20 protein-coding genes are annotated in these 21,621 nt (G+C 68.0%); 8 read left to right on the top strand and 12 right to left on the bottom strand.

The window, feature by feature from the left end:
• Positions 1-102 precede the first annotated feature (102 nt).
• From ACLJRM_RS30575 to ACLJRM_RS30555, 5 genes are all read left to right on the top strand, one after another.
• On the top strand, positions 103-1,257 hold the full coding sequence (locus tag ACLJRM_RS30575) for a branched-chain amino acid ABC transporter substrate-binding protein (RefSeq protein ID WP_101608841.1): 1,155 nt from the start codon (positions 103-105) through the stop codon (positions 1,255-1,257).
• 108 nt (positions 1,258-1,365) lie between these two features.
• Positions 1,366-2,337, top strand: coding sequence for a branched-chain amino acid ABC transporter permease (locus tag ACLJRM_RS30570; protein WP_101608842.1), 972 nt, complete (start codon positions 1,366-1,368; stop codon positions 2,335-2,337).
• Positions 2,334-3,464, top strand: coding sequence for a branched-chain amino acid ABC transporter permease (locus ACLJRM_RS30565; RefSeq protein WP_101608843.1), 1,131 nt, complete (start codon positions 2,334-2,336; stop codon positions 3,462-3,464). Before ACLJRM_RS30570 ends, ACLJRM_RS30565 begins: the two co-directional genes overlap by 4 nt.
• Positions 3,461-4,234: an ABC transporter ATP-binding protein gene (locus tag ACLJRM_RS30560; protein ID WP_101608844.1), complete on the top strand. Its 774-nt coding sequence runs from the start codon at positions 3,461-3,463 to the stop codon at positions 4,232-4,234. The genes ACLJRM_RS30565 and ACLJRM_RS30560 overlap by 4 nt, the downstream gene beginning before the upstream one ends.
• On the top strand, positions 4,224-4,937 hold the full coding sequence (locus ACLJRM_RS30555) for an ABC transporter ATP-binding protein (RefSeq protein WP_101608845.1): 714 nt from the start codon (positions 4,224-4,226) through the stop codon (positions 4,935-4,937). The genes ACLJRM_RS30560 and ACLJRM_RS30555 overlap by 11 nt, the downstream gene beginning before the upstream one ends.
• A 61-nt stretch (positions 4,938-4,998) precedes the next feature.
• Here ACLJRM_RS30555 and ACLJRM_RS30550 read toward each other — a convergent pair whose 3' ends face one another.
• Both ACLJRM_RS30550 and ACLJRM_RS30545 read right to left on the bottom strand, forming a co-directional pair.
• Positions 4,999-5,541: a hypothetical protein gene (locus ACLJRM_RS30550; protein WP_410665021.1), complete on the bottom strand. Its 543-nt coding sequence runs from the start codon at positions 5,539-5,541 to the stop codon at positions 4,999-5,001.
• A gap of 33 nt (positions 5,542-5,574) precedes the next feature.
• A complete protein-coding gene (locus ACLJRM_RS30545) occupies positions 5,575-6,054 on the bottom strand; it encodes a MarR family winged helix-turn-helix transcriptional regulator (protein WP_101608847.1) in 480 nt (159 codons plus the stop codon).
• Between the two features lie 83 nt (positions 6,055-6,137).
• Here ACLJRM_RS30545 and ACLJRM_RS30540 point away from each other — a divergent pair, with 83 nt between their 5' ends.
• Positions 6,138-6,779, top strand: coding sequence for an FMN-dependent NADH-azoreductase (locus tag ACLJRM_RS30540; protein WP_101608848.1), 642 nt, complete (start codon positions 6,138-6,140; stop codon positions 6,777-6,779).
• Positions 6,780-6,848: 69 nt separating this feature from the next.
• Here the strand turns inward: ACLJRM_RS30540 and ACLJRM_RS30535 are convergent, their stop codons facing one another.
• From ACLJRM_RS30535 to ACLJRM_RS30490, 10 genes are all read right to left on the bottom strand, one after another.
• Positions 6,849-9,944 (bottom strand): TIM-barrel domain-containing protein, encoded by a 3,096-nt coding sequence (locus tag ACLJRM_RS30535; RefSeq protein ID WP_410665020.1) that lies wholly within the window; start codon positions 9,942-9,944, stop codon positions 6,849-6,851.
• 253 nt (positions 9,945-10,197) lie between these two features.
• Complete coding sequence (locus tag ACLJRM_RS30530) at positions 10,198-10,983, bottom strand: DeoR/GlpR family DNA-binding transcription regulator (protein WP_101608850.1); 786 nt, start codon at positions 10,981-10,983, stop codon at positions 10,198-10,200.
• A gap of 126 nt (positions 10,984-11,109) precedes the next feature.
• Positions 11,110-12,966, bottom strand: coding sequence for a DUF5107 domain-containing protein (locus ACLJRM_RS30525; protein ID WP_410665019.1), 1,857 nt, complete (start codon positions 12,964-12,966; stop codon positions 11,110-11,112).
• Positions 12,963-14,030, bottom strand: coding sequence for an ABC transporter ATP-binding protein (locus ACLJRM_RS30520; RefSeq protein ID WP_410665018.1), 1,068 nt, complete (start codon positions 14,028-14,030; stop codon positions 12,963-12,965). Before ACLJRM_RS30520 ends, ACLJRM_RS30525 begins: the two co-directional genes overlap by 4 nt.
• Positions 14,031-14,036: 6 nt before the next feature.
• On the bottom strand, positions 14,037-14,966 hold the full coding sequence (locus ACLJRM_RS30515) for a carbohydrate ABC transporter permease (protein ID WP_101608853.1): 930 nt from the start codon (positions 14,964-14,966) through the stop codon (positions 14,037-14,039).
• 10 nt (positions 14,967-14,976) lie between these two features.
• Entirely contained in the window at positions 14,977-15,918 is a 942-nt protein-coding gene (locus ACLJRM_RS30510) for a carbohydrate ABC transporter permease (RefSeq protein ID WP_410599229.1), read from the bottom strand.
• Positions 15,918-17,309 carry an ABC transporter substrate-binding protein gene (locus ACLJRM_RS30505; protein ID WP_101608855.1) on the bottom strand — a complete coding sequence of 464 codons (1,392 nt, stop codon included), beginning with the start codon at positions 17,307-17,309 and terminating at the stop codon, positions 15,918-15,920. The genes ACLJRM_RS30510 and ACLJRM_RS30505 overlap by 1 nt, the downstream gene beginning before the upstream one ends.
• 81 nt (positions 17,310-17,390) lie before the next feature.
• Positions 17,391-18,272, bottom strand: a complete 882-nt coding sequence (locus tag ACLJRM_RS30500; protein WP_410665017.1) for a class II fructose-bisphosphate aldolase — start codon at positions 18,270-18,272, stop codon at positions 17,391-17,393.
• A gap of 8 nt (positions 18,273-18,280) precedes the next feature.
• Positions 18,281-19,171, bottom strand: coding sequence for a 1-phosphofructokinase family hexose kinase (locus ACLJRM_RS30495; RefSeq protein WP_410665016.1), 891 nt, complete (start codon positions 19,169-19,171; stop codon positions 18,281-18,283).
• Positions 19,172-19,178: 7 nt separating this feature from the next.
• A complete protein-coding gene (locus ACLJRM_RS30490; protein WP_101608858.1) occupies positions 19,179-20,060 on the bottom strand; it encodes an SIS domain-containing protein in 882 nt (293 codons plus the stop codon).
• 141 nt (positions 20,061-20,201) lie between these two features.
• Between ACLJRM_RS30490 and ACLJRM_RS30485 the strand changes: the two genes are divergently transcribed.
• On the top strand, positions 20,202-21,050 hold the full coding sequence (locus tag ACLJRM_RS30485; RefSeq protein ID WP_410665015.1) for a cobalamin-binding protein: 849 nt from the start codon (positions 20,202-20,204) through the stop codon (positions 21,048-21,050).
• A gap of 78 nt (positions 21,051-21,128) precedes the next feature.
• Positions 21,129-21,602 (top strand): carboxymuconolactone decarboxylase family protein, encoded by a 474-nt coding sequence (locus tag ACLJRM_RS30480; RefSeq protein WP_410599233.1) that lies wholly within the window; start codon positions 21,129-21,131, stop codon positions 21,600-21,602.
• Positions 21,603-21,621: the final 19 nt, after the last annotated feature.

Raw genomic sequence — 21,621 nt, 5'->3', positions numbered from 1 at the left:
ATCATGGCGGAGGGGGATATCTTCCGTCCCTAACCTAGCCCCTGTGTCGGGGGCAACGCCTACCGGCGGCTGGTTGGTCATGGGAGGTAGTCGGTGTCAGGAGTGCGTTTTGGACGGGTTTTCGCCGTCGCGGCGGCTGCGTCGCTTGCGCTGGCAGGCTGCGCTGGCGGCAGCAGCTCGTCCGGCAGCGGTGACAGCAGCACGCTGAAGATCGGGTTCATGGGTGACCTCACCGGTGAGAACTCCGGGATCGTGATCCCGCCCCGCAACGGCGCGAAGCTCGCTATCGACGAGTACAACAAGACGAATCCGGCTACCAAGCTGGAACTGAAGGAGTACGACAGCCAGGGCAAGCCCGAGCAGGCGACGTCGCTGATCGCGACCGCCGTCGGCCAGGACAAGATCACCGCGCTGATCGGCCCGGCCTTCTCCGGTGAGTCGAAGGCCATCGGCGGTCAGCTGGAGCAGAACAAGATCCCGAGTGTCTCGCCGTCGGCCACCAACGCGGGCCTTTCCGCGAACGGCTGGAAGTACTGGCACCGTGTCGTCGCGAGCGACGCCAGCCAGGGCCCGGCCATCGCCAACTTCCTCATCACGGCGAAGTCGCCCAAGAAGGCGTACGTCATCTCGGACGACCAGGAATACAGTGTCGGCCTGGCCGACAACTTCGAGAAGACCTTGAAGGAAAAGAACGTCCCGAGCGAGCGCGACAAGTTCGCCAAGGACGCGTCGGACTACTCCTCGACCGTGCAGAAGGTCAAGGCCGCGAACCCGGACATCATCCTCTTCGGTGGCTACTACGCTCAGGGTGGCCGTCTGCTCAAGCAGCTGCGTGACGGCGGCGTGACCGCCACCTTCGCGACCGGTGACGGTTCGCTCGACGCCCAGCTGGTCAGCGGTGCGGGTGCCGCGGCCGCCGAGAAGGCCGTCGTCGGCTGCCCGTGCAACATCCCGGACGCCGGCTCCACCGACGAGTTCAGCACCAAGTACAAGGCCGCGTTCAACGTCGACCCGGCGATCTACTCGAGCGAGGGCTACGACGCCGCGACCGCCATCATCAACGCGGTCAAGGCGGGCAACACCACCTCGGAGAAGATCAACGAGGCCCTCAAGACGATCGACTTCAAGGGTGCCTCGAAGCAGATCAAGTTCAAGGAGAACGGCGAACCGTCCACGGACGCGATCAACGTCTACCAGGTCACCGGCGGCGTCCTCAAGAACCTCGGTGTCTCGACCGAAGCCAAGCTCAACGGCTGACGGAGCAGGTAGGAACACCTAACGGAAGCGGGGGCGCTGTGCGACAGCACCCCCGCTTCCCGCAAATGTGGCGAAAGAATCCGCCCCGTCCCGTAAGGCATCCACGTCATGCTTCAAGATCTGCAAGCCCAGTTCCTCGGTAGTACCATCGGCGGACTGGTCGCCGGAAGCATCTACGCCCTCATCGCCCTCGGCTACACAATGGTCTACGGCGTGCTCCGGCTCATCAACTTCGCACATTCCGAAATCTTCATGATCGGGACGGTCACGTCCCTGTTCATCCTGATCACCATCGCGGGCGGCACCGCCCCGATCACGCTCGGCGTGTTCGGGATGATCGCCGTCCTGCTGCTGATCATCATCGCTTCGGCAGCCGTGTCCGGTGGTGCGGCGGTCCTGCTGGAGCAAGTGGCCTATCGGCCGCTCCGCAAGAAGGGCGCGACCCGCCTGGCCGCCCTGATCTCCGCCATCGGCGCCTCGCTGTTCCTGCAGGAACTGTTCGGCCTCGAGATCATCGAATGGATCACCGGGAAATCCGGCCGTGTGCAACAGAACGCGCCACGGTTCATCCCGCACGAGGAGCTGTTCCACATCGGCAACGGCGTGGTCCGCACGGACCACGTGTTCGTCGTCGTCGGTGCCGTGATCATGATGGTCGTGCTCGACCAGCTGGTCAGCCGCACCCGCATCGGCCGCGGTATCCGTGCCACCGCACAGGATCCCGAAGCCGCCGTGCTGATGGGTGTCAGCATCGACAAGATCGTGCGCCTCACCTTCCTTCTCGGTGGTGCGATGGCCGGTATCGCCGCGGCACTGTACGTCATGGAGTACGAGAACACCGACTACCGCATCGGCTTCCTCCTCGGTATCAAGGCGTTCACCGCGGCCGTGCTGGGAGGTATCGGAAACCTGCGCGGCGCTCTGCTCGGTGGCATCGTCCTGGGGCTGGTGGAGAACTGGAGTTCCATCTTCTTCGGTTCAGCATGGAAGGACGTCACCGCCTTCGTGGTACTGGTGCTGGTCCTGATGTTCCGACCCACCGGCATCCTCGGTGAATCGCTACAGCGGGCACGCGCATGAAGGGCAACGAAGAAGTGTCTACAGAAAACGGAAAGCCCGCGCGCTCCGGGTTTCACCCCGTCGATGGTCTTCGGGACTGGTGGGCCCGCGCTCCGCATTGGCAGCGCTATGGCGTTTACCTCGCCCTGATCGTCTTCGCGCTGATCCTGCCCGCGCCGGCGATCGGTTCGTTCATGTCCCCGGACTCGGACTGGACGAACGTCCTGATCTTCCCGATCGGGATCTACATCCTGCTGGCGATCGGCCTCAACATCGTGGTCGGCCACGCGGGGATGCTGGACCTCGGTTTCGTCGCGTTCTTCGCGATCGGCGCCTACACCCTGGCAACGATGGGCACGAACTACGGCTGGTTCGTCTGGCCCACGTTCCTGGTCGGCATCGTCCTCGCGGCGATTTCCGGAGTCATCCTCGGTGCACCGACTCTCCGGCTTCGCGGTGACTACCTGGCGATCGTCACCCTCGGTTTCGGTGAGATCGTCCGGATCACCGCGAACAACACCGACGCCATCGGCGGAGCCCGCGGCATCACCAACATCCCGCACCCGGAGCCGCTGCTCGGCACGGAGTTCCTCCTGGACGCGGCGCCTTACTACTACCTGATCCTGGCTGCGATCGTGATCGCGATCATCTTCTCGGTGCGGCTGCAGAAGAGCCGCGTCGGCCGGGCCTGGGCCGCGATTCGCGAGGATGAGGACGCCGCCGAACTCATGGGCGTCCCGACGTTCAAGTTCAAGCTGCTGGCGTTCGCCATCGGCGCCATGCTCGGCGGGCTCGCGGGCGGTGTCCACGCCAGCAAGGCCGTGTTCATCGCGCCGGAGAACTTCCCGTTCATCCTGTCGGCGACCATCCTCGCGGCCGTCGTGCTCGGTGGAGCGGGAAACCTGCCCGGCGTGATCCTGGGCGCGTTCCTGGTCGCCTGGCTCCCAGAACGGTTCCGTGACTTCGCCGAGTACCGGATCCTGGTCTTCGGTGGCGTGCTCGTGCTGATGATGGCGCTCAAGCCGGAGGGTCTGCTGCCGTCGCGGCAACGCAAGGCGGAACTAAGAGAAGGAACGGGCGGGATGGGTGCCATGGGCGCCGAAGTCGCGGGTCCGGATTCCGAGGCTTCGGCGGAGGTGACGAAATGAGCGCGTTGCTCGAATTCGACAACGTGACGATGCGCTTCGGTGGCGTCACGGCCTTGAAGGAAGTCAACCTCTCCATCAACCAGGGCGAGATCTTCGCTCTGATCGGGCCGAACGGCGCGGGCAAGACCACGGTGTTCAACGTGGTCACCGGCGTTTACCAGCCGACCGAAGGCCAGGTGCTCTTCAACGGCAGCCAGGTCGACGGGATGAAGCGCTTCAAGGTCAACAAGGCCGGGATCGCCCGCACGTTCCAGAACATCCGGCTGTTCCACAACATGTCGGCGCTGGAGAACGTGATGGTGGGTGCCGACTCACAGCACAAGACCGGGGCGATCACCGCGACGCTGGGCCTGCCCAGGCACCGTAAGGAAGAAAAGCGCGGCCGGGAACTGGCGAGGGAACTGCTGGACTTCGTCGGCATCGGACGGGTCGAGCACAACACCGCGAAGAACCTCTCCTACGGCGACCAGCGCCGTCTGGAGATCGCGCGTGCGCTCGCGACCGATCCGAAGCTGCTGCTGCTCGACGAGCCCGCCGCCGGCATGAACCCGGCGGAGAAGAACTCGTTGCAGCAGTTGATCCGCAAGATCCGCGATGACGGCCGGACCGTGCTGCTCATCGAGCACGACATGGGCTTGGTCATGCAGATCGCCGACCGGCTGGCCGTGCTCGACTTCGGCCAGAAGATCGCAGAAGGGCTCCCCCACGAGGTGCAGAACAACCAAAAGGTGATCGAGGCTTACCTGGGGGTGGCGGAAGATGCTTCTTGAGGTTCAGGACATCAACGTCCACTACGGGAAGATCGCCGCGCTCAAGGGAATGAGCATCGAGGTCGGCGAGGGCGAGATCGTTTCGCTCATCGGGGCCAACGGTGCGGGCAAGACCACGACGCTGAAGACGATCTCGGGCCTGCGTCCGCTGACCAGCGGCCGGATCCTCTTCGACGGCAAGGACATCTCGAAGACCCCCGGGCACAAGCGGGTCGAGCTCGGGATCGGCCAGTCACCGGAAGGCCGGGGTGTGTTCCCCGGGATGACGGTGCAGGAGAACCTCCTTATGGGTGCCTACACCCGGAAGGACGACCTGAAGGCCGACCTCGACGAGGTCTACGAGCTGTTCCCGCGGCTGAACGAACGCAAGACCCAGTTCGGCGGCACGATGTCCGGTGGCGAGCAGCAGATGATCGCCATCGGCCGCGCGCTGATGACCAAGCCCAAGGTGCTGTTGCTCGACGAGCCGTCCATGGGCCTGGCGCCGATGCTGATCGCGCAGATCTTCGACATCATCCGCGAGATCAACAAGCGCGGGACCACGGTCCTGCTGGTGGAGCAGAACGCGCAGCAGGCGCTGAAGCTCTCCGACCGCGCGTACGTGCTGGAGACCGGTGCAGTGGTCAAGAGCGCCCGCGGTGCCGAGCTGCTGGACGACCCGCAGGTGCGGGCCGCCTACCTCGGTGGCGACCTCGGCGTCTGACGCCTTTTCGGGAAGGGCCCCGTCGCTTCCGCGGCGGGGCCCCTCTCTTTGTTGGACACAGCTATGCCAGCTTGATGTCGGTGCCGGTGAGGTTCTTCATGTCGGTCAACGTCGGGCCACCGAAAGCCCGCAGTACCAAGGGTTTCGCCGCCTTGGGGAGATCGAAGTAGAGGTCGAACTCGACCCGGACGCCGCGTCCCAGTTCGAACTTGTCGGGCTGCCGCTTGATCGTCATGGCCTGGTTGTCGACCGCGATCACGGCGCCCGAATCGGTGACGAGTTGCTGGCGCCGGGTGTCGAAGAGGATTCCGGACACGCCTTTTCCGGTCACCACCAGCCGGAGCCGGACGAACTGGCCCTTCGCCTCGAACTCGGTATGACTGCCGCTGAGGCTGGGAAGTCCGGCGGCCAGCCCGATCAGCGAGAACTCGGTCTCGCCGTTGAGGGCGGGCGGCAGGTGCAGCGCGGTCTCGTCCGGCCGGACCTCCCGCGCGGGCAGGTCGTAGACGGGTTTGGCGGGCGGCTGCTGAGGTTCGCCGCCCGCGCAGCCGGCGAGCAGGAGAACAGTCAGGGCGGCCGTCAGACTTCTCCTCGCGTCTCTCACCCGGGGATTATCCCAGGTTCGGCCTACCGCTGATCAGCAATCGTCGATGTGGGCGGCTTCGACGCAGGCGCCGGTCTCGGTCCGGCTGGTCGCCTGGTACAGCAGGTTGTACAGCGCCTCGCGCTGATCGACGTCCAGCGCGCCGAGCACGTCGTCCTCGACTCCGGCGAGGGCGAACTCCGCCTTGGCGAGTTGCTTGGCGCCGACGTCGGTGAGTTCGACGATGTGCCGCCGCCGGTCCTCCGGTGAGCGCCGTCGTTCGATCAGGTTCGCCGACTCGAGGTCGTTGAGCAGGCCGACGACGTTCGTGCTGTCCATCTCCAGCGTCTTCGCGAGGTCCTGCTGCGAGCAACCCGCGAGATCGCGCAGCACGGTCAGCGCGACGAGATGCCGCGGCCGCAGGCCGAGCGGGGCCAGGACCGACTCGCTGCGCAGCCGGATCCGGCGGGTGACGTGGTCGAGCAGCGCACCGCAGCGATGCGGGGGCTGGTTCACGACCGGAAGTTCGGACACTCGTCAAGTGTACGTTCCCACATAATGGCCATCACAGCATCAATGGTTTGCGTTACACAAACTATCTGTGCAAGATAATCAGTATGACGCATCTGCTGCACATCGACTCGAGCATCACGGGCGAGCACTCGGCCAGCCGCCGTCTCACCGCGCGGGCGGCCGCGGCCTGGCGCGCGGCGCATCCGGAGGGCACCGTCACCTACCGCGACCTGGGCGCCGAACCGCTGCCCCATTTCGACGCGGCGAGCAACGCGGCCAGGTCGGCACCTCCGGAACAGCACACCCCGGAGCAGGCCGAAGCCTGGCGGCTCATCACCGCGCTCATCGACGAGGTCAAGGCCGCCGACACCATCCTGCTGGGTCTGCCGCTCTACAACTTCGGGGCGCCGAGCACGGTCAAGTCCTGGGTGGACCACCTGATCGTGCCCGGGCTTTCGATCGACGCCGAGACCCGCGAGGGCCTGCTCGGCGGGCGGGACTTCATCGTCCTGGCCTCGCGCGGCGGCGGCTACGGCGAAGGGACCCCGCGCGAGGGCTGGGACCACGCCCAGAGCTGGATCACGCACGGCGTGTCCATGACCGGACTCGAACCGCGGTTCGTCACCGCCGAGCTGACCCTGGCGAAGGTCAACCCGGCGATGGCGGACCTGATCCCGCTGGCCGACGCCAGCCAGGCCGAAGCCGAACGGACCATCGACTCACTGTGGACACCGGTGGCGGCCTGAGCGCGGGCCGCCCATGCGGGGGTCGTGAGTGGTAAGGACGGTTAGAACCGTCCTTACCACTCACGAGAGCTAACCGATTCCCGCCGCGAACACGTGCATCGCGCTGTTCGACGGGAGCGTCACCGCGACGACCTCCTTGCCCGCCGTCAGCGGGACGGAGTTCGCGAAGACCCGGTACGGCGTGGTCGGATACGCCGCCCCGGTGCGGGTGTTCTTGCCCAGCACGGTCGCCACCGTCGTCGCGCCGTACTGGGCGGGATCGGCGCAGCACCAGTTGGGGAACCCGAGTTCGGCTTGGCTCGTGCTTCCGTCGGCGTAGCGGACGACGACCGCGCCCTTCGCCGTGCCCGTGCCGGTTCCCGTCAGCACCAGTTTGGAGCCCGTTCCCCGCACCGCGACCGTCTGGCCGGACGCGAGGACGTTGTCCTTTTCGCCCGCGCCGGTTTTCGGCCAGGTCAGCTGGGCACCGAGGGCGATGAAGCCCGCGCCGGGTTTGAGCCCCGCTTCGGCCAGGCCTTCGGCCCGGAAGCTGCTGCCACCGCCGTCGATGTCCCCCACCGCGACGTGAGCCGCGTCGGTGACGCCGACGTTGCCGTAGGCCGCGGCCAGCGAACCGTGCGGGACGGTGACCGTCACCGAGTCGGTCACCCGGTTCTCCCCCAGCCGCGCCTTGTACGACGCCGAAGCGGTGAGCTGGTAGTCGTCCGGTTTGATCCCCGCGTCCGGCGTCACCTTCACCGGGACCTTCACGGTCTGGCCGGGCATCACGAACCGGGGACCGGCGGGAATCTCGGCGCGGAAGCCGTTGGCGGGCAAAGAGAAGCTGACGTCCCGCACCGGGAGCGGCGTACCGTTGGTGAAGCTCAGCGTGCCTTCCGCGGTCTGCCCCGGACCGGCTACCGCCGGGACGGACAGCGCGACCGATCCATTGCGGTCTTCGGGGAAGATCCCGCCGACCGCGCTCGTGCCGAACAACCGGACGTCCTGGCGGTCACCGGCGCCGATCTTGCCGGTCTTGACCCGCGCGACCCCGCCGGTCGCCGGATCGAACCACCAGCCCGACGGTGCCGCGTCCAGTTCGGCCTTGCTGCCGTACTGCCGCAGGATCGAGGTCCCGGCCAGTACGGTCGCGGGCTTGCTTCCCGTGTGGACGGTCAGCTGATAGTTCCGCGACGCGGGCTTCCCGGCGTAGGAACCGGAACCGGCACCGATCCCGACCGTCACCGTGCCCAGCCCCGACTTCGGCGCGTCCACGGTGAAGGTCTGCTTGGCCTGGTCACCGTTCTTGTACGCCCGGGTCACGCCGTCGTCTTCGGTGAGCGTGAACGAGCCCTTGCCCTGCGGATAGACGTCGAGGTCGAGCACGCCCTTGTCCCTGGTCTGCCACGACTTCGTGCCCTCGGCCCACATCGGGAGCACGGCCCCGGCGCGGACGAACAGCGGCAGGGTGTCGAGCGGCGCGTCGTAACCGTCCACAGTGGTCGGTCCGGTGTAGGTCTTGCCGCTCCAGTAGTCGACCCAGGTCCCCTTCGGCAGGTAGATGCCGTTGCGGACGGTGGAGTTCTCGTACACCGGCGCGACCAGGAAGTCCTTGCCGGACAGGAACTCGTACTTCGCCTTCTCGCCCCAGACGTTCGGGTCGTCGGGGTATTCGAGCGCGAGCGGGCGGACCTGGCCGACACCGGTCCGGTGCGCCTCCACCGAATGGCTGTAGGTGTAGGGCAGCAGCCGCTCCTTGAGCAGCAGGTACTTGCGGTTGATCGAGGTGAACGGTTCGCCGTACCGCCACGGCTGCTTGTCCGACGCCGCCCAGCCGTCCATCGTCATCGAGACCGGCAGGAACGCCTTCCACTGCAGGTCACGGACGTAGGTCTGCGGGCTGCCGCCGAAGATGCCGTCGATGTCGCCGGTGTTGTAGGCGATACCGGAGGTCGTGGCACCGGCGTAGGTCGGGATCTGCCACTTGATGTAGTCGTAGGAGCCGGCCTGGTCGCCGCTCCACAGCACGCCGCAGCGCTGCGCGCCCGCCCAGCTGACCGGCGTCCAGACGAACCCTCGCGCGTCGCTGTTGTCCTCGATGCCCTTGTGCGCGGTGTCGCACGCGTCCAGCGCGAACTGGTAGCCGGGGCCGACCCACGCGACGTCGAGTTTGCGGACCCGGACCCCGGCCTTGACCTCTTCGACCTGGTTCGGCACGCCGTTCTCGGTCCACAGCCCGAGCTGCATCCCGTTCTTGCGCAGTCCTTCGCCCGTCTGCTGGAGGTTTTCGTACCCGCAGCCGTAGCCGTCGTTGACGAGCATCCAGCCGTTGGGCATCCCGTGCTCGGTGTACCCCTCCGCGACCTTCACCGCGTCCAGCGTGTGCCGTTCGCCGCGGTTGGCGTTGTGCAGGTAGCAGTCGGCGTCACCGTGTTCGAGCCCGTACAGCGGTGGCAGGAAAGGCTTTCCGACCAGATCGGTGTAGCCGGTGATGACGTCCTTGAGCCCGTCGCCGACCACGTAGGTCGCGTCGAAGCGGCGCTCGTCGTGCGTGGTGCGCACCGGCTCGGTGAAGGCGTAGGTGCCTTGCGCGAAGGTGTTGCGCAGCACGCCGTATCCCGCCGTGGAGGCGTAGAACGGCTGCGAGTTCGGTGCCCCGCCGTCGTCCCAGTTGTAGTCGGCGAAGATCCGGATCGTCTGGTCACGGTGGCTGAACCGGCCGTTCTGCTCACCGCCGCCGACGAACTGCTCGGCCGCCGTCCGCGCCAGGGTCTGCGTGGTCGTCTTGTCGGTCCAGGACAGCGGCGCCGACTCCTCCCAGAGCCGCTTGCGGTCCGCGCCGTCGTACAACGCGAGCCGCATCGGGTGCTTGTACGCCCGCAGCGTCGCCTTGCCCGTGGAAACCGCCCAGTAGTCCCCCTTGTCGGTCCTCTTCGGCGTGACCGGGTCGCCCGTGCGCGGCAGCACGATCTTGCTCCCGGCCGGATCGGTGAACGTGCCGTCCGGCGCCAGCCAGACGCGGACGGCGCCTTCGGCCGGGAAGCTGACGCGCACGGCGGCGCTTCCCGATTTCAGGGTGACCGTGGGGCCTTCGGCGGAGATCCCGGTCAGGTCGCCCAGCTTGCCGGACGCCGCCGCGGCCGGATCGGCGTGGGCGAGGACCGGGGAAAGTCCGAGAAGGGCCACTGCGGCCAAACAACTCAGGGATTGCGCAACTCTGCTCATTCAAGACACCTTTCGCGCATGAATACGCAATATGGTCTCTGTATAGCGCACGGTTCGCGCAAAGTCATCCGCCGAAGCGGTGCTGCCGACTTTCGTCGGGTCGTTCGAAGATCCTTATGCGGCAAGGAGTCTTCCTGCCCCGGACGTCAGGAAAGGGGCTTTCAGGACAGAATCGTCCTGAAAGCCCCTTTCCTGACACTCGGGAGCGGCCGGGTCAGACGGCCTGGACCTCGACCCCCGCGGCCTCGAAGGCACGCAGCACCTTCGGGTCGGCGTTGGAATCGGTGACCAGGGCGTGCACCTGCGGCGTCGAGCAGATCCGTGCGAACGCGCGGCGGCCCAGTTTCGAACCGTCGGCGACCGCGACGACGCGTTCCGACCGCTCGACCATCAGCCGGTTGATACTCGCCTCGCCCTCGTGGTGCGCGAAGGCGCCGGCCTCGGCGTCGAACGCGTCGACACCGAGGAAAAGCAGGTCGATCGTCAGTTCGCTGAGCACCCGCGTCGCCAGCGGACCGCTGAGCTCGAACGACTGCGGGCGCGCGACCCCGCCGGTCACCACGATCTTCACATGCGGCCGCACGGCCAGTTCGTGCGCGATGTTCAGCGCGTTGGTGACCACCGTCAACCCCGGCGAATCCCGCAGGCCCGCCAGATCCGACCGCGTCGCCAGCGACCGCGCGACCCCGGCCGTGGTGGTCCCGCCGTTGAGGCCGACCACCATGCCCTGCGCCACGAGCGCCGCCGCGGCGACACTGATCCGCTGCTTCTCGGGCACGTGCCGCGCGGTCTTGTACCGCAACGGCAGGTCGTAGGCGAGATCGTTGGCCACCGCGCCACCCCTGGTGCGGGTGAGCAACTGCTGTTCCGCCAGGTGGTCGAGGTCGCGCCGGATGGTGGCCGCGGAGACGTTCAACTCCTCGGCCACGTCCTCGACGTCGATCTTTTCCCGCTGCCCCAGCAGGTCCAGCAGGGTGCTCAGCCGTTCGTGCCGGGCCATCCGCGCCACTCCTAGCTCGCTGCGGCCTATCGCGCATGACGTTGCGCTGTTGGCCACTGTTTCGAGCAGTATGCTGCATCGCGGTTGTCCGCCGCGAGCGGCACGCCGGTCGAGTGGCCCGGCCGCTCACTTCATCCGGAAGTCATGGTGTTCCGGCAGCGGTTCGTCGGAAACCGCCGCCCAGGTGTCCGAAAGAGACGTTTCCCCTTCCCTGAGGTTCGCGACCTCGAAACCCGTGTCGTACACGGCCTTGGCCGCGGCGAGATCACCTCGCGCGAGGTGGGTCCGGGCGGCCAGCAGGGCGATCCGCCCCTCCTGGGGCAGCCCGTCGAGCAGCTCGCCCGCTTCGTCCGGGAGCCCCGCGGCGAGTTGCGCCGCGATCGCCTCCACGACCAGAGGGCGCAGCGACGGCGCGAGGGCCACCGCCCGCCGGTACAGCCAGGCGGCTTCGTGCCCGGCCGTGGCGACCGCGAGATTCCGGAGCGCCCAAGGATTCTCGTTCGCCGAGACGGACTCGCGCCAGGCTCCGACCGCGTCCGACTGCCGTCCGGCCGCCCAGTGCGCGACGCCGCGGTGATACCAGGTCAGCCAGTTCTTCGGGGCGTACTCCATGAGATCCGCCCAGTACCGGTTCACCAGCGTCGACGGCGGGACGGCGAGCGGATCCCCGTCCGGCGGCGTTCCGTCGAGCAGGGCAAGCCACGGCTCCTGATCCGGACCGAGGGACTCGTCCGGGAACGGTGTGCCGGGCAGGCACATCGGCGCCCGCCGGATCTCCAGCGCGCCCCAGCCGGAGCCGGTGGCCAGGAAGGATTCCGGGGTGACGTCGGCGATCTTCCGCCAGGCGTCGTGATACTCGTCCAGAACCTCCGCCGACGGCAGACCGGCTGCGACGGCTTCACGCGCCGCCGTCCAGTCGTCCCCGTGCACCGTCGCCGGATCCGCGGTGACCGGACCGTAGGCCTCCAGCCAGTCCCAGCCCTCCCCCGGTGGCAACCGCAGGTGCTCCAGCTGGGTCCGGGCCAGTCCGGCCTGGATCTCCAGGTAGCCGCCCGCCCCGGGCGCCAGCCACTCCTGCCAGCGACGTCCGCCGGCGGACTCGCCCCACAGGAACAGCTTCCGTCCGCGCAGGCGGTCGGTGGACAGCTGCGCCAGCCCCGTCCCGTCCTCCTCCACGGCCGCGACCCACGGTCTTCCGTTCACCTCGAAGAAGTAGTCCGCCGCGGCCTCCGCGCGGGCCGGGTACGTCAGCTCGCCGGGGACGTCGACCAGATCGAGCCGCCCCGAATAGCCGTAGTGCCAGGCCTGTGTCGCGGGAGCCAGTACCCGGGTGCCCTCGTTCTGCGGCACCGCGATGTTCGACCACCAGTACACCGGGACGTCGTAGGGATGCGGATTCCGCACCCGCACCGCCACGAGCAACTGGTCCGACTCTTCGGGAAGCCAGAAATCGACCTGATAAGGCAGGTCGCGGGTCCGTTCCCACTCCCACAGCCGCAGCACCGGCGTGCCGTCCGGGCCCTCGATCTCCGCGGCGAACATCGGCTCGCAGGTCAGCGTCGTATGGCCGGTGCTGCCGAGGTTCCACTCGACGCCACCGGCGAACCACGCGTCACGCAGGGCGAGGTTCGCGGGCTGGAACACCGGGTTGCGATAGAGCAGCTCGCGTCCGGACGGCTTGTGGACCAGCGAGTACAGCCGCCCGCCCAGCGAAGGCAGCACGGTGGCCCGGAGCTTGTCGTTCTCCAGCACCAACGCCGGGAGCTCGCGTTCGACGCGCTCACGGGTGTAACCGTCCTGCAGCAGACACGGCAACGTGGTGTCCAGGCGGCCGTATCCGACGCCCTCCGCGAGATCCGGCGGCAGTTCGTCCACATTGGACACCTTCGCCACCGCCTCCGGTTTCCGGAGCGGTGGCAACGGGTTCTCCGGTCCCAGCTCGGCCGCCGGAAGCACCAGCCCGGTGCGGTACAGGCGGGTCATGCGTCCGGGAGCCGGTCACCGGTGGCGGCGTCGAAGAGGTGCACCGAACCCGGCTGCGGGGCCAGCGAGATCTGCTCGCCACGCTGCCACGGCGCCATGCCCGGGGTGCGGACCGTCAGCACGCGGTCGCCGTCCCGGCAGTAGAGGTACTGGTCGCTGCCCAGTTCTTCGACGACCTCGACGACGACCTCGAAACCGCCGTCGCCGATCGTCCAGCCCTCGGGCCGGACGCCGACGACGATGCCGGGACCGGTCAGCGCCGACCGCTGTGCCGGGGTCAACGGCAGCCGGGTCCCGCCGACGACGGCACCGTCGGCGTCCACGGTGGTCTCCAGCAGGTTCATCGCGGGTGAGCCGATGAACCCGGCGACGAACACGTTGACCGGCCGCGCGAACAGCCCGACGGGGGTGTCGCACTGCTGCAGGATCCCGTCCTTCAGCACGGCCACCCGGTCGCCCATGGTCATCGCCTCGACCTGGTCGTGCGTGACGTAGAGCGTCGTGATGCCCAGCCGCCGCTGCAGGGACGCGATCTGGGTCCGCGTCTGCACCCGGAGTTTGGCGTCCAGATTGGACAGTGGCTCGTCCATCAGGAACACGCTGGGCTCGCGCACGATCGCCCGGCCCATCGCCACCCGTTGCCGCTGCCCGCCGGACAGCTTCGCGGGTTTGCGGTCCAGGTACTCGGTCAGGTCGAGCACGGCCGCGGCCTCGCGCACCTTGCGTTCGCGTTCGGCCTTGGGCATCTTGGCCAGCTTCAGGTGGAAGCCGATGTTCTCCCCCACCGTCATGTGCGGGTAGAGCGCGTAGTTCTGGAACACCATCGCGATGTCCCGGTCCTTCGGCGGCAGTTCGGTGACGTCGCGGTCGCCGATGTGGATGGAGCCGTCGTCGACGCCCTCCAGCCCGGCGAGCATCCGCAGCGTGGTCGACTTCCCGCAGCCGGACGGGCCGACCAGGACGAGGAACTCGCCGTCGGCGACCTCGAGGTCGAGGCCGTCGACGGCCGGGCGTTCGACCCCGGCGTAGAACCGGGTGGTGTCGGAAAAGGTCACGGTGGCCATCAGGTCCTACTTTCCGGCGCCGAGGGTCAGGCCGGTGATGATCCGGCGGGCGAGTACGAGGTAGAGCACCAGCATCGGGAGCACGACGATCGCCACCCCGGCGATCAGGCCGCCGTACTCCGACTGGTAGCTCGCGGCCCCGTAGAAGGTGAAGAGCGCGCGGGAGAGCGTGAAGTGCGCCTGGTCCTTGAGGAACACGATCGCCAGCAGCGTCTCGTTCCACAGGCCGATGGCGTTCAGCGTCAGCGCGGTGATCATGCCGCCGCGCGTCAGCGGCAGCATGACCGAGAAGAACGTGCGCATCGGCGAAGCGCCGTCGAGCGCGGCGGCCTCCTCCAGTTCGTCCGGCAGCGACCGGAAGAAGCCGGTCATCAGGAACACCGTGAACGGGATGGACAGCGCCACGTACAGCACGAACAGGCCGTACTCGTTGTCCAGGTGGATTTTGCTCAGCACCACGAACAGCGGGATGATCACGGTCTGGAACGGCACGCCCATGCCGATCGCGACGACGTTCGTCATCGGACCGGAGCCGCGGACGCCGAGCCTGGTCAGGGCGTACGCGCAGGGTGCCGAAACGGCGACCGTCACGACCGTCGCGAGCCCGACCAGGACCACGGTGGTCAGTACCGCGTCACCGAAACCGGCGTTGTTCCAGGCGTAGACGAAGTTCCGGAACGGCTTGCCGTTCTTGAACCACTGGTACGGCAGGGCGAACGGCTTGGTGAAGATCTCCACCGGTGTCTTGAACGACGCGGTGAGCAGCCAGTACAGCACCAGGATGTTGCCCGCGGTGAACAGCCAGACGATCGTGGAACCCAGGACGCGCAACGGACTGAACCGTTTCGAGCCGGGTGCCGGACGAGGTTTGCGCGGTGGTTTGCGCACCGGTTTCGCCGGCGGGCGCGCGGGCGCCTCGACGTCGGTGACGGACATTTCGTCTCCCTCAGAACTGGATCGCGTCACGGCGCATCAAACGACGGAGCAGGACGACGAGCACGGACACCAGCGCGATCATCGCCACCGCGCAGGCACAGGCGGCGCCGAAGTCCGGGGTGCCGTTCGAGCCGAAGGTCCGGTCGAACACGTAGATCCCCAGCGTCCACGCCTCGTTGGGCGGGGCGTAGGTGCCCGGCCCGGCCAGCACGAACACCAGCTCGAAGATCTTGAGCGCGTTGATCGTCCACAACACCCCGGCGACGCCGACGACGTCCCAGGTCATCGGCAGCGTGATGTTGCGGAACTTCTGCCACGGTGACGCGCCGCCCAGTTCCGCGTCCTCGTAGAGATACGGCGGGATGCGGTCGACGGCGGCCATCAGGATGGTGATGTAGAAACCCGAACTGGCCCAGATCAGCGACGCCGTCACCACACCGGTCACATTGGACGGTGCGAGGAACTTCGCCGCGTCCGCGCCGAGACTCTCCATCACGTAGTTCGCGAGCCCCTGTTTCCCCGGCTGGTACTTGAACACGAAGCCGAGGAACATCCCGAGCGCCACCGGCGCCACGATGTTGGGGAAGAACAGGATGGCGCGGACGGTCTTCCCGCCCTTCATGTCCCGCAGCACCATGGTGAACAGGAACGCCAGCGCGAACGTGCCGATCCCGCCGAGGAACACGTAGATCAGCGTGTTGCCGAAGGCGTACTGGAACGAGTCGCTCGACACCATCTGCGTGTAGTTGGTGACGCCGTTGGGTTTCGGCGTGTCCCCCGCACCGGCCCAGCTGGTGAAGCTCAGCACCACGGTCGCGATCGTCGGCAGCACCAGGAAGGCCAGGTACAGCGCCAGCGCCGGCGCCGCGAACGGCCAGAACAGCCGTTTCTTGCGGTGCAAGTGGGCCCCGGCCTTCAAGGGCCGGGCCGACTTGGTCGTGACCGTGGCCATCAGCCCTGGTTCTTCCAGAACTCAGCGCCCTTGGTGGCGAGCTGGTCCACGAACTGTTCCGGGGTGATCTGCCCCTTCAGCAGGGCGATGTCGGCCGGGTCGAAGACGTCGGTCTGCCATTTGCCGCCGGCGATCCCGTCGATGCCGTCGTACTGCAGGACGTGTTCCTTCTTCGGGTCGTCCAGCGCGGCCTTGACCTGCTTGAGGTCGTCCGGCACGGCGAGGTCGGCGCGCGGCACGAGGTTGTCGGCCACCGCCGGGATCCCGGAAAGCAGGTCCTTGTTGAGGAAGTAGGCGATGAACGCCTTGGCACCCTCGGCGTGCTTGGCCTTCTTGGTCACCGAGAAACCGATCGACATCTGCTCGACGGTGTCGTGCGTGGCGCCCGCGGGCATCGGGAACTGGAACGAGCCGTAGTTGATCTTCGTCCCGGAGCCCTGCTTGTCGAGGTACTCGCGGGTCTCGCTCGGCGCCCAGCTGCCGACGTAGAGGAAGCGGGAGTCGCCGTCGGCCCAGCGCTGCTGCACCTGCGGGAACTTCGCCGCGTCCCAGCCGTCGATGAAGTGCTTGGGCAGCTTCGCGGTTTCGGTGGCGGCCTTGAGGAAACCGGGCTCGGTCTTCCACGCCTGGCCGGTCTTGTCGGTCGCCGCCTTGTAGAGCCCGCCCGCGCCGACGTACCGCTCGGCGAGCTGGGTGTAGTAGTACATGTTGTAGAACGGGATGTCGCCGTCGAGGCTGATGGCGGCCTTGCCGTCGGTCTTCGCCTTGTCGAACAGGCCGATCAGCTCGTCCATCGTCTTCGGCTGCTGGATGTCGCCCGCGGTGTCCTTGTTGAACCACCAGGCGCTCGACTGGATCGTGTACGGGACCATGAAGTTGTGGCCCTCGCGGTCCTTGTTCTGCGGGAAGTCGTACGAGCTGGGCGAAAGCACGTCCTTGACGGTCTTGTCGCCCTCGCCGACCTTCATCGCGAAGACGTCGTCGACGCTCTGCGTGCCGCCCGGCGTCATGATCGCCGCGCCGACCTTGCTGACGTCCTGGTCGAACAGGTCCGGCACCGCGTCGGTGTTCAGCGCGGGCACCAGGTTCTGCGTGTAGGCCTTGCGGCCCAGCCACTGCACGTCGACCTTGACGCCGGTCTTCTCCGTGAAGCACTTGAAGGCCTTCTGCAGGACCTTGCCCTGCGGCTCGTCGGCCGTCCACATGGACCAGTACGTGAACTCCTTGTCCGTCGCGGGTTTCACCGCCGCCTCCGGACAAGGCGCGTTGAGGAACTGATCGACGCCCGGAAGCGCGTTCTCGCCGGTGCCACCGGCCGTGTCCCCGCCGCCGCATCCCGCGAGCAGGAGCGCCGCCCCTGCCGTCAATGCCGTGAGCCTGCCTACCCGCATCCGCCACCACCTGGATCGAAGATCACACAAGTTCTGCTTGTTCTTGCGCAGTTTTGTGAGGTTTCACGCACATGTCAACACTCAATCGCGCAAACTCTGCTCAATCGTCACCTTGACCGGTTCAACATGATCAAGCTTGAGCACTCCCAAGAGCCGCCGCACCTCGACGGCGACCGCGGCACGCCCGGCGCCGAGGTACTTCCGCGGGTCGACACGCTCGGGATACGCGCGCCAGTCGTCCGCGACAGCCGCGGTGAACACCTTGTTGAGCTGAGTGGCGATATTGATCTTCGTCATCCCGGCCCGTACCGCTTCGGCCAGCCCGTCGTCGGGCACGCCCGACGAGCCGTGCAACACCAGCGGCACCGGTACCCGTTCCCGGAGCCGTGCGATCAGCTCGAAGTCCAGCGCGGCGTCACGGGTGAGCATGGCGTGCGAACTGCCGACGGCCACCGCCAGCGCGTCGACACCGGTGGAGGCGACGAACTCCGCCGCCTCGTCCGGATCGGTGCGCGCGCCGGGCGCGTGGACACCGTCCTTTCCCCCGACCTCACCGAGTTCGGCCTCGACCCACACTCCATGGTCGTGGCAGTACGCGGCGACTTCACGCGTCGCGCGGACGTTGTCGGCGTAGTCCAGTTTGGACGCGTCGAACATGACGGACCCGAAGCCGAGCGCGACGGCCTCGCGGACGAGGTCGGCCGACTCGGCGTGGTCGAGATGCACCGCGACCGGGGTGACGGCGCCCCTGGCCGCGGCGAGCGCCGCCGTGCCGACCGGCGCCAGTGAGCCGTGGTACTTCACGGCGTTCTGGCTCAGCTGCACGATCACCGGCGCTTTCGCCGCGGCGGCGCCGTCGATGATCGCGGTGATGTGTTCGAGCTGGATCGCGTTGAACGCGCCGCAGCCGTGCCGGGCCGCCGCGGCGGCACCGACGATCTCCCCGGTTCCCACCAGAGGCATGACGTCTCCTAATCCGGGCGGGCGCGCACGGCGACCAGCCCCTGTTCGGCTTGGTAGTGCGTGAGGTCGACGTCCCCGGCGAGCGGGCCGAGCACGGCCGCGCCGGACAGCGCGACGGCCCGGCGCAGGATGTCCGGCCACGACTCGCGCCTGCTCAGGCCCAGTGCCAGCGCCGCGACGACGGCGTCGCCCGCGCCGGTGGTGTTGCCCCGCAGCACCGTGGACGGTGCCGCGTGCCAGGTGCCGGATCCGGTCACCGCCAGCAGCCCCTCAGGGCCCAGGGAGACAACGACCGCGCCCGCCCCGGCCTTGCGGAGTTCGGCCGCGGCGGCCACCGGATCGCGCAGGCCGGTGACCTCGCGCAGTTCGTCGGCGTTCGGTTTGACCACGGACGGTTTCCCGGTGAGCCCGGCGATCAGCGCCTCACCCGAAGTGTCCAAGATGGACGGTGAAGCGCCGAGCAGCCCGGCGTATCCCCCGGCTCCCGGCGGCAGGCTGCCCGAGCAGACGAGCACGTCCGGTTTCCGGTTTCGGACGGCGGCCGCAAACGCTTGCCATTCGTCCTCGGTGAGCCTGGGGCCGGGTTCGTTGAGCAGCGTGACCGATCCGTCGCCGGCCAGGACCGTGGTGGTGCGACGGGTTTCCCCGCCGATCGGGACGGCCTCCGCGGCGACCCCCACCGCCGCGAGGTCCGCCACGACGGCGGATCCCGTCGCACCACCGGCGGTCAGGACCGCGCGGACGTCGGCGCCGAGCGCGTGCAGCACCCTGGCGACGTTCACGCCCTTGCCGCCCGCCCGGTTCCGCACGTCGCCCACCCGGTGCACCTCACCGGGCCGCAGACCGTCCACTGTGTACGTGACGTCCAGCGCGGTGTTCGGCGTGACGGTGACGATCACGGCGGCCTCAGGTCAGGACGACGGAACGGGTGAGACTGCGGGGGTTGTCCGGGTCGAGCCCCTTGCGGGCGGCGATGGCCCCGGCCACCCGCTGCGCGCGGACGAGGTCGGCGAGCGGGTCCAGGCCGCTCTCGACGAACAGGCCGCCCGCGCGGGCGACGTCGTCGGCGAGGCCGTCCGGCGCCTGCCCGAACATCCAGGTCACGCGGCCGGGTTCGCTGATGCTGATCGGCCCGTGCCGGTAGTCCCACGCCGGGTACGACTCCGTCCACAGCAGACAGGCCTCGCGGAACTTGAGCGCGGCCTCGTTCGCGATGCCCACCGACCAGCCGGTGCCGAGGAAGCTGAACTGCTCCGCGGTGATCAGTTCGTCGGGCAGCGGTTCGGCGAGGACACGTTCGGCCTGGTCCGCGGCCGCGTTCAGGTCCTCGCCGAGGTGCGCTCGCAGCATCGCCAGCGCCGTGGTGGCGAAGCGGGTCTGCACGACCGAGCGTTCGTCCACGACGGACAAGTCGACGATGGTGTCCGCGGCGTTCTCGATCTCGCCGGGCACCCCGGTGATCGCGATGGTCGGCGTCTTGCCCCGCAGCTTCGCCAGCAGGGCGTGGACCTCGGTGGTCGTACCCGACCGGGTCAGCGCCACCACGTGGTCGTAGCCGCGGCCCACCGGGAACTCCGACGCGGCGAAGGCGTCGGTTTCGCCGAGCCCGGCGGACTCGCGGAGGACGGCGTACGCCTGGCCGATGAACCACGACGTGCCGCAGCCGACGATCGCGACCCGCGCGCCGGGCGGCGGCAGCAGATCACTGTTCGCCGAGGCCAGCGCCGCCGCGTCCCGCCAGCAGCCGGGCTGGCTCGCGATCTCCGCCGCCATGAAGGTCCCGCTCATGAACTCCCCATCCGTGCCAGTTGTGCGCAATAGCTGTCACGTTAGGTGCAGTTTTGTGCAACGTCAATGCTCCAAGAGTGCAGTTTCACGCATTTGACTCGCTCAGATGTGCAGGATGCGCTGGTCACCTACCGTGGACGGATGCGGATCGTCTCGTTGCTCCCCGCCGCGACGGACTTCGTCGCGACCCTCGGACTGCTGCCGTCGCTGACCGGCCGGACCCACGAATGCGACTGGCCGCCCGGCGCGCTCGACGACGTCCCGGTGGTCACGAGCAGCGCGATCGACCACGACGTGCTGTCGAGCCGGGAGATCTCGGCGGCCGTCGGCGGCGAGCATCGCGGCTCGGGCCTGTACTCCCTCGACTCCGCGCTGCTGGCGGCCGCCGAACCCGACGTCGTGCTGACCCAGGACCTCTGCGACGTCTGCGCGATCTCCTACCGGCAGGTCTCCGAAACCGTGCGCGCCATGGAGGGCGACACCCGGGTCGTCAGCCTCGAACCGCGAACGCTGGAAGGCATCTTCACCTGCTTGACCACACTCGGCGAGGTGCTGGGAGTCCCCGAACGGGCGGCCGCCGAGACTCGTCGTCTTCAGGAGCGGCTGGCGGCTGTCCGCGCCCGGGTCGCGGGGCGGCCTCGCCCGCGGGTGGCGGCCATCGAATGGCTCGACCCACTCTGGCCCGCCGGGCACTGGGTCCCCGAACAGATCGAAGCGGCGGGCGGAACCCCGCTGCTCGCCCACGCGGGCGAACACACCCGGCCGATCACCTGGGACGCCGTCGTCGAAGCACGGCCCGACATCCTGCTGCTCATCCCCTGCGGCTTCCCGCCGGAACGGACCGAGGCGGAGCTCCCCCTGCTGACCGGCCTTCCCGGCTGGGACGACATCCCCGCCGTGCACATCCTGGACGGCCCGGCCTACTTCAACCGGCCGGGCCCCCGCGTCGTCGACGGCGCGGAGCTCCTCGCCGACATCCTGCACGGGTGACCGGCGTCACGCCGAAAGCTGTCACAACCTCTCCGGCCGGATCGTCATGTGTGCAGAAACCGACGGAGATGAAAGATCATGGAACCGCGCATCAACCTGTTCGAGAACGAGGTCGCCCTCAAGTTCGTCAAGCGTCTCGGCGCCGCGAGCCGCCCGATCGAGGAGTCCTCGCTGCCGCACGCGACCCAGGAACTGGTGAAGCTGCGCGCCAGCCAGATCAACGGTTGCGGCTTCTGCACCGACATGCACAGCAAGGACGCCGCGCACGCCGGCGAGACTTCGGTGCGGCTCAACCTGGTCGCCGCCTGGCGGGAAGCGAACGTGTTCACCGAGGCGGAGCGCGCGGCGCTGGCGCTCACCGAGGAGGGCACCCGCATCTCCGACGCGCACCACGGCGTCAGCGACGACACCTGGGCGCAGGTGCGCAAGCACTACGACGACGAGCAGATCGGCGCCTTGATCTCCCTGGTCGCCACGATCAACGCGTACAACCGGCTCAACGTCATCGCCGGGACCCCGGCTGGCGACTACCAGCCCGGCATGTTCGGCTGAGCCCCGCGTTCACCGACAA

Origin of the sequence: Amycolatopsis sp. lyj-84 (genome assembly GCF_046549075.1) — a bacterium.
Taxonomy (GTDB): domain Bacteria; phylum Actinomycetota; class Actinomycetes; order Mycobacteriales; family Pseudonocardiaceae; genus Amycolatopsis.
Note: the sequence above shows the minus strand (reverse complement) of the source record. Positions and strands in the feature narration are given on the sequence as shown.